This is a genomic window from Kitasatospora sp. SC0581 (assembly GCF_048159585.1).
In the GTDB taxonomy this organism is placed as follows: domain Bacteria; phylum Actinomycetota; class Actinomycetes; order Streptomycetales; family Streptomycetaceae; genus Kitasatospora.
This window is the reverse complement of record NZ_JBLRWA010000276.1, coordinates 1-339: the sequence shown is the minus strand read 5'-3', so window position 1 is coordinate 339 and position 339 is coordinate 1. Positions and strand designations below refer to the sequence as shown.

At 72.0% G+C, this 339-nt stretch carries 1 pseudogene; it reads left to right on the top strand.

Annotated elements, in window-relative coordinates:
• Positions 1 to 339, top strand: a pseudogene (locus ACLWS4_RS38080) (hypothetical protein); the annotation flags it as partial.

The following is a 339-nucleotide window of genomic DNA, read 5'->3' as shown; positions in this document are numbered from 1 at the left end:
CGCCGTCAACCACGTGGCGCTCGCCTGGCTGGAAGCGACGGCTCCCGCGCTGCTCCCGGCGATCACCGCCGCCACCAGGCACGGTGAATACAGGGCCGCTGCCTGCGTGACCCACGCGGCATGGCCGCTGTTCCTCTACACACGCCACGAGCTGTGGATTCCCATCCACCGCCAGGGCCTGGCCGCCGCCGAGCGCGGGGGCGACGCCGTGGCCATCCGCGAGATGCTGTCCGCGCTCGCCGGTGGCCTGCGCGACAACCGTGAGTACGACGAGGCGATCTCCTGCCTCCAGCGCGCACGGACCCTCGCGGAAGGCGACCTCGAGGCAATCGCCAAGTG